This is a genomic window from Xanthobacter sp. BG11Y11_SDJG, assembly GCF_057364445.1.
Window position 1 is genome coordinate 1 of record NZ_JBNFNU010000191.1, and the last position, 7,759, is coordinate 7,759.

The 7,759-nt window shown below is 68.8% G+C and carries 6 protein-coding genes; 4 read left to right on the forward strand and 2 right to left on the reverse strand.

Annotated features, from left to right (window positions below):
- Positions 1-77: 77 nt before the first annotated feature.
- Positions 78-1,178, reverse strand: a complete 1,101-nt coding sequence (locus tag AC2W7M_RS15280) for an acyltransferase family protein (RefSeq protein ID WP_486133088.1) — start codon at positions 1,176-1,178, stop codon at positions 78-80.
- Between the two features lie 271 nt (positions 1,179-1,449).
- Between AC2W7M_RS15280 and ugpB the strand changes: the two genes are divergently transcribed.
- The 3 genes from ugpB to ugpE all read left to right on the forward strand — a co-directional run bounded on the left by ugpB (position 1,450) and on the right by ugpE (position 5,137).
- Positions 1,450-2,772: a sn-glycerol-3-phosphate ABC transporter substrate-binding protein UgpB gene (gene ugpB, locus AC2W7M_RS15285; protein WP_486133089.1), complete on the forward strand. Its 1,323-nt coding sequence runs from the start codon at positions 1,450-1,452 to the stop codon at positions 2,770-2,772.
- 632 nt (positions 2,773-3,404) lie between these two features.
- A complete protein-coding gene (gene ugpA, locus AC2W7M_RS15290) occupies positions 3,405-4,286 on the forward strand; it encodes a sn-glycerol-3-phosphate ABC transporter permease UgpA (RefSeq protein WP_486133090.1) in 882 nt (293 codons plus the stop codon).
- On the forward strand, positions 4,286-5,137 hold the full coding sequence (gene ugpE / locus AC2W7M_RS15295; protein WP_486133091.1) for a sn-glycerol-3-phosphate ABC transporter permease UgpE: 852 nt from the start codon (positions 4,286-4,288) through the stop codon (positions 5,135-5,137). The genes ugpA and ugpE overlap by 1 nt, the downstream gene beginning before the upstream one ends.
- 12 nt (positions 5,138-5,149) lie before the next feature.
- Here ugpE and AC2W7M_RS15300 read toward each other — a convergent pair whose 3' ends face one another.
- Entirely contained in the window at positions 5,150-6,289 is a 1,140-nt protein-coding gene (locus AC2W7M_RS15300) for a zinc-binding metallopeptidase family protein (RefSeq protein ID WP_486133092.1), read from the reverse strand.
- A gap of 254 nt (positions 6,290-6,543) precedes the next feature.
- On the opposite strand from AC2W7M_RS15300, the gene AC2W7M_RS15305 reads away from it, so the two are divergent.
- A partial coding sequence (locus AC2W7M_RS15305) for a TRAP transporter substrate-binding protein (protein ID WP_486133093.1) occupies positions 6,544-7,759 on the forward strand: 1,216 nt, incomplete at its 3' end.

Consider the following 7,759-nt stretch of genomic DNA (forward strand, 5'->3'; position numbering starts at 1 on the left):
GGCGCCGGCATTGGCGGCGTCCTCGGCCGCCTGGGCGCGGGCGGACAGGGTGCGGAAGCCGCCGCCGTGATGCTCGATCAGCGCCACCACGCCGAACGACAGCGCAATGGCGAGCGCGCCGGCGCCGAAGCGCGCCAGCCGGACCCCGCCGAGCGCCGAGGCGCGGCGCAGCGCGTCTCGACGAACTTCAGCGACAGGGCCGAGAACGCCATGGCGATGAGGATCACGCCGCCCGCCTGGAGATAGGTGAGGTGCTTGCCCTTATAGTCCACCGCCAGCACCAGAAGCGGCCAGTGCCACAGATAGAGCGAATAGGAGATGCGCCCCACATAGGTGAACCAGGGGTGGCCCAGCACCCTCTGCACGATCCCTCCCTGGGTGTGCATGCCGGCGAAGATGATGGCGGCCGAGCCCAGCACCGGCGGCAGCGCGGACAGGCCGGGAAAGACGGTCTGCTTGTCGTAGGCGAAGACCGGCACCAGGATGGCGGCGACGCCGGCGAGCGCGATGGCACCGGCGGTGCGGTGCGGCAGAGGCGGCCAGCGCACCAGGGCCAGCAGGCTACCGGCGAACAATTCCCAGGCCCGGCTCGGCAGCAGGAAGAAGGCGGACCACGGCGCCTCGGTCACCGTGATCTGCGAATGCACCAGAGAGGCCACGGTGAGCACCGCCAGCACCGCCACCGCAACCTTGCGGGTGCCGAAGCGCATGAGCGCGAACAGCAGCACCGGGAACAGGATGTAGAACTGCTCCTCCACCGCCAGCGACCACAGATGCAGCAGCGGAACGTCGTCCGCCCGCGGCCCGAAATAGTCGAGCACGCTCTCGAAGTGGATATTGGCGTAGAACAGCGCCGACGGACCGAGCGAACTGGCATACTGCCGCATCTCGCGCGGGGTCAGCACGAACGCGGCAAGCAGCGTCACCACCGCGAGCACCAGGAACAGCGCCGGGAAGATGCGGCGGATGCGGTGGTCGTAGAAATCCACCAGGGAGAAGCGCCGCTGGGTGATGTCGCGGTCGAGGATCGAGGTGATCAGGAAGCCCGAGATCACGAAGAAAACGTCCACGCCGACATAGCCGCCGGTAAACGGGGGGATGTGACCGTGAAACAGAACCACGCTGCCAACTGCGATGGCCCGAAGACCATCGATGTCGGCCCGATATGCCAAACTCATTCCGACTTTCCCGATCCCGGCGCCAGGGCGCGAACCCGCCGCGAAGGCACATAGCCCGCTACGCGATGCACTGCAAATCGGCGCAGAAACACGAACCGGTGACAATCCGGCCGACGCCGCCGGTGACGCCGCGGCACGGGCGGGACGCGGCGGGGCCCGGCCGGCAGCGACGCAACATCATCGTCACGCCGGTGTGGCAAGTGTGACACCCTCGCACGGCGATTCCGCAGGCGGCCCGCATGCCGTCCGCGCATGCGCAATGGAGGCCGCCATGTCCCTACGCTTTCCGCCGGCCGCAGCCGCGGCCATCCTTTCGCTGCAGCTGGCCTGTGCCGGGCCGGCGGCTGCCGCGACCGAGCTTCAGTGGTGGCACGCAATGTCCGGCGCGCTCGGCGAGAAGCTCGAGAAGGTGGCGGCCGACTTTAACGCCGCGCAAAGCGAGTTCAAGGTGGTGCCGGTCTACAAGGGCTCCTACCCCGAGGCCATGACCGGCGCCATCGCCGCCTTCCGCGCCCGCCAGCACCCGGCCATCGTCCAGGTGTTCGAGGTCGGCACCGCCACCATGATGGCGGCCAAGGGTGCGGTCTACCCGGTCTACCAGCTCATGGCGGACGCCGCCGAGCCGTTCGACCCCGCAGCCTATCTGCCGGCGGTGACGGGCTATTACACCGACGCCAAGGGCAACATGCTCTCGATGCCGTTCAACTCGTCGACCCCCATCCTCTACGTGAACAAGGACCTGTTCGCGAAGGCGGGGCTCGACCCGGCGGCGGCGCCCAAGACCTGGCCGGAGCTGGAAGCGGCGGCGCAGAAGCTCCAGGCGGCGGGCGTGACGTGCGGCTTCACCACCCAGTGGCCCTCCTGGGTGAACCTTGAAAACCTCTCGGCCTGGCACAACGTCGCCATCGGCACCGAGCAGAACGGCATGGCTTCCCTCGCCACCCGACTGGAGATTTCCAACCCGGTGACCGAACGCCACTGGACTGCGCTCGCGGACTGGCAGAAGACCAAGGTGTTCGACTATGGCGGCCGCCAGTCCAAGGCGGACCCGAAATTCTTCAGCGGCGAATGCGCCATGCTGATCGGTTCCTCGGCGGCGCGGGCCGGCATCCTCGCCAATGCCAAGTTCGAGGTCGGCTACGCCATGATGCCCTACTGGCCGCAGGTGGCCGGCGCGCCGCAGAACTCCATCATCGGCGGCGCCTCGCTGTGGGTGCTGAACGGCCGGCCGAAGGAGGAATATCGCGGCGTCGCCAAGTTCTTCGCCTTCCTCTCCAAGCCTGAGGTCCAGGCCTGGTGGCATCAGAACACCGGCTACCTGCCGATCACCCGCGCCGCCTACGATCTCTCCAAGGCGCAGGGCTTCTACGAGAAGAACCCCGGCACCGACGTGTCGATCCTGCAGATGACGCTGAAGGCGCCCACGGACAACTCCAAGGGCCTGCGCTTCGGCTCCTTCCTGCAGATCCGCGACGTGATCGAGGAGGAACTGGAACTCACCCTCGCCGGCAAGAAGACCGCCAAGGAGGCGCTCGGCACCGCCGAGCAGCGCGGAAACGCCTTGCTGCGCGCCTTCGAGCAGGCCAACAGGTAGCCGCCGACGGCGCGAGGAGCGGGCGCCGGCGGGACAAGGCCCGGCGCCGCGGCCCGCCAACCGGCCGTCATGCTCCGGCTTGACCGGCGCATCCGTATGGGCGGCGGCGGGGAGACGGAAGTGGTGCGTGGGCCCTCCGATCAAGTCGGAGGGCGACGGCGGCGGGAGTTCGTAAGGGCAGCGCCCGCCGCATCCCGCACAACACCGTCATGCCCCGGCTCGTCCGGGGCATCCACCGGGCCGACGGCGGGCGCCTGGACAGGGCCGCGCCGTGCCAGCCGCGGCGTGGATCCCCCGGACAAGCCGGGGGATGACGGCGGTGAAAGCCGTGAGGGAACGGCTCGAGCGCGCGCGGCAGGCTTTGCAAGCCGCTGTCATGCTCCGGCTTGATCGGAGCATCCCTCCGGGCGGCGGGGCGGCGGAGAGGGCGCATGGGCCCTCCGATCAAGTCGGAGGGCGACGGGTGTGGGACCGGCGACGGCGGCGAAAGGGGCGACCCCGGTGAAAGGGGCGAAGGCGGTACGAAGGGGACGGCGGTACGCGGGGCGATAGAGGTAAGAGGAGCCACGGCGGAGAGAGGAGCGACGGCGCGAGCGGGCGGCGGGCGGACCGGCGGGAGGGAACAGGGGGCGATGCAGGCCAAGCGCGTCACGTTCCGGGGCTCCACCCTGCCCTATCTGCTGCTCGCCCCGCAGCTTGCCGTGACCCTCGTCTTCTTCCTGTGGCCGGCGGGGCAGGCGCTCTACGGGTCGCTGTTCGCCGAGGACCCGTTCGGCCTATCGAGCAATTTCGTCGGGCTCGGCAATTTCGCGTCGCTGTTCGCCGATCCGGCCTATCTCAACGCGGTGCTGGTGACCCTGGTGTTCTCGGCCAGCGTCACGATCCTCTCCATGGGCCTCGGCCTGGCGCTGGCGGCGGCGGCGGACGCGCTGGGCACGCGCGGCGGCGCCTATGGCGCGCTGCTGGTGTGGCCCTATGCGGTGGCGCCGGCGGTGGCCGGCATCCTGTGGCTGTTCATGTTCGATCCCTCGGTGGGCACCATCGCCCGCGCGCTGAGGGCCGTCGGCATCTCCTGGAACCATTTTCTCGACGGCGAGCAGGCGCTGGTCATGGTGATCCTCGCCGCCAGCTGGAAGCAGGTGAGCTACAATTTCCTGTTCTTCTTTGCCGGCCTCAAGGCGATCCCGCCCGGCGTCATGGAGGCGGCGGCCCTCGACGCGCGCCGGCGCGAACGGTTCCGCTTCGTGGTGCTGCCGCTGCTCGCACCCACCAGCTTCTTCCTGCTGGTGGTGAACCTCACCTATGCCTTCTTCGACACGTTCGGCGTCATCCACGCCACCACCGGCGGCGGGCCGGGCCAGGCCACCACCATCCTGGTCTACAAGGTGTTCCGCGACGGCTTCGAGGCGCTGGCGCTGGGCGCCTCCTCCGCCCAGTCCGTGGTGCTGCTCGCCATCGTCGTGGCGCTCACCGCGCTCCAGTTCCGCCACATCGAGCGCAAGGTGGCCTATTGATGGCCGGGCGCGACCGCATCCCCCGCCTGCTGGCGCACATCGCACTCATTCTGGGCGTGGCGGTCCTGGTGCTGCCGGTCTATCTCGCCTTCGTCGCCTCGACCCATGAGGGCGCGGACTTCCTGTCCGGACGCGTCGGCCTCGTGCCCGGCCCGCTGCTGGTTGAGAACTATGGGGTCGTGCTGCTGTCCGGCGCCAGCACCGCCGGCATCCCGCCGGTGGCGCCCATGCTCGTCAACAGCTTCGTCATGGCCATGGCGATCGCGCTGGGCAAGATCGCCATCTCGCTGCTCTCCGCCTTCGCCATCACCTATTTCCGCTTCCCGTTCCGGGTCACGGCGTTCTGGATCATCTTCGTGACGCTGATGCTGCCGGTGGAGGTGCGCATCCTGCCCACCTTCCAGGTGGTGGCCAGCCTGTCGATGCTCAATTCCTATCTCGGCCTCACGGTGCCGCTGATCGCCAGCGCCACCGCCACCTTCCTGTTCCGCCAGGTGTTCATGACGGTGCCGGACGAATTGACCGAGGCGGCGCTGATGGACGGGGCGACGCCGCTGCGCTTCTTCTGGTCGGTGCTGCTGCCGCTCTCGCGCACCAACATCGCCGCTCTGTTCGTGATCCTGTTCCTCTACGGCTGGAACCAGTATCTGTGGCCGCTGCTGATCACCACCGACACCGGCTACTACACCATCGTCATGGGCATCCAGCGCCTCGCCCGCGCGGCCTCGGAGGCGGATCCCATCTGGCATCTGGTGATGGCCACCGCCATCCTCGCCATGCTGCCGCCGGTGCTGGTGATCGCGCTGATGCAGCGCCTGTTCGTGCGCGGGCTCACCGAGACGGAGAAGTAGCGCCCGCCCGCCTCAGGCCGGGGCGGGCTGGCTCGGCGCCGCCACAGGCGCCGCAGGCGGCGCCGCCGCGTCGGGGGCCGGCGCGTCCACCGCCGCCCGGCCATGCACCAGGTCGTCGATGAAGCCGAGCTTGGTGACCACCGCCGGGGTCAGCACGAAGGGATAGGCGTCCGCCATGCCGAGGCAGCGGTTGAGGCTGTTCAAAGCGACCGTCAGCGGGGCCCAGTCCTCCACCAATTGCTCGATGGAGGACGGCTGGTAGGGATTGAACTCCACCGACGCCTCGAGCAGGCCGCTCTTGTCGAGCCTCGGGCGCACCTTCATGCCGAACGCGCGCGCCATCTCCAGCGTGTCGACGATGTGGATGTAGTGCTTGAAGGTCTCGGCGAAGTCCTCCCACGGATGGGCGGCGGCATAGGCCGAGACGAAGCGCGTCTGCCAGTCCGGCGGCGGGCCGATGTCGTAATGGGCCTGGAGCGCGGCGCCATAGTCGGCGCGCTCGTCGCCGAACACCGCACGACAGGCTTCCAGATGATGCTCGTCGCGCACCAGCCGGTTCCAGTAATAGTGGCCCACCTCGTGGCGGAAATGACCGAGCAGGGTGCGGTAGGGCTCGCCGAGGTCGGTGCGGCGCCGCTCGCGCTCCACGTCGTCGGCCTCGGCAAGGGCGATGGTGATGAGCCCCTCGTCATGCCCGGTCATCACGCGCGGCATCTCCGGTGCGTCCGGCCCGTCGGCGAGGAAGTCGAAGCACAGGCCGCCCACCCGGTCCTCGCGGTTCTCCAGCGGCAGGCCGAGCTGGAGCAGCGAATAGATGAGCCGGTGCTTGGCGCGCTCGATGCGCATCCACTTCTCGAGGTTCACGGGGTCGGTGAGGTCCGGCACCGTGTGGTTGTGGCGGCAGGCGCGGCAATAGTCGCCCTCCTGCTCCTCCGGAACGAGCCAGTTGCACCCGTCGAGCGCGGCATTGGCGCAGAAGCGGTAGCGCCGGCCGTCGCGCAGCGAGCGGACGATCCCCTCCTCCGGCTCCGCCTCGACCGCGCTGAGGTCGTTCACGTCCGGCAGGTAGCCGAGCGGGTGGCCGCATTGGCCGCACACGCGGTTCTCGAAGTGGATGAGCTGCCCGCAGGCCTCGCATTGAAACAGACGCATGTGCTCCACCTCCAACCCGAGCCACAAGCGCCGGGCAGCCGGACTGGTTCCATCACCCGACCAGCCGCCGGCGTCGCGCCTGCGCGCGCACTCGTGACCGCCTCGGGCTCCCTTAGGGCAGAAAATTCGCGCGCATTCGACCAAAGTCTATTGCCTAGGTCGGGCCTCGTGTCGTCTTCTGCATACCGTAGACGGGGGCGCCGTGCGCCAACACAGCGGAAATTTCCGCCGCCCCCCGCACAGGGAGGAAGAACGTGACCAAGGAAACGAGCACGAACGATCGTGCGCGCCCGTCCCGGCGTGCAATTCTCGCGGGCGCCGCCGCGGCCGGTGCTGCCGCGACCGTCGCAGCCCCCGCCGTCCATGCCCAGGCCTCCGTCAAGCTCAAGTTCCAGTCCACCTGGCCCAACAAGGACATCTTCCACGAATTCGCCGCCGATTTCGTGCGCTATGTGAACACCATGGCGGGCGGGCGCGTCGAGCTGGAACTGCTCGCCGCCGGCGCCGTGGTGCCCGCGTTCCAGGTGGCCGACGCGGTCTCCTCCGGCATCATCGACGGCGGCCACGGCGTGTCCGCCTACTGGTACGGCAAAAACAAGGCGTTCTCGCTGTTCGGCACCGCCCCTGCCTTCGGCTGGAACGCGGACGAACTCATGGGCTGGATCCGCTATGGCGGCGGCCAGGCGCTCTATGACGAGCTGGTGCAGGGCATCCTGAAGCTCAACGTGGTGGGCCTGCTCACCGGCCCCATGCCGGGTCAGCCGCTGGGCTGGTTCAAGAACCCGATCACCAGCCCGGACCAGCTCAAGGGCCTGAAATACCGCACCGTGGGCCTTGCCGCCGACCTCAACAAGGAGCTGGGCGTCGCGGTCACCATCCTGCCGGGCGGCGAGATCGTTCCGGCCATGGACCGCGGCCTCATCGACGGCGCCGAGTTCAACAACCCCTCGTCGGACCTGGTGCTCGGCTTCCCCGACGTGTCCAAGGTCTACATGGTCCGCAGCTACCACCAGGCGCTCGAGTGCTTCGAGGTGCTGTTCAACAAGGCCAAGTTCGACGGCCTGCCGAAGGACGTGCAGGCGATCATTCGCGGCGCGGCGGACGCGGCCTCCTCGGACATGATGTGGAAGGCGCAGGACCGCTATTCCAAGGACCTCGAAGTGCTGAAGTCGCGCGGCGTGCAGGTCCTGCCGACCCCGGCCCCGGTGCTGGAAGCCCAGCTCGCGGCCTGGGACAAGGTGATCGCCAACCTCTCGGCCGACCCGTTCTTCAAGAAGGTCATCGACAGCCAGAAGGCGTGGGCGAAGCGGGTGGTCGGTTTCCGCCTCGAATACGAGCCGGACAGCGCCATGGCCTACAACCACTTCTTCAAGAAGGCCTGCGCCGCCGCCGGCCGGGCCCCGGCCCCGGCCCCTGGCCCGGTCGGTCCGGCCCCGGGGGCGGATCGAAACGTTCGATCGCCCGAACGGC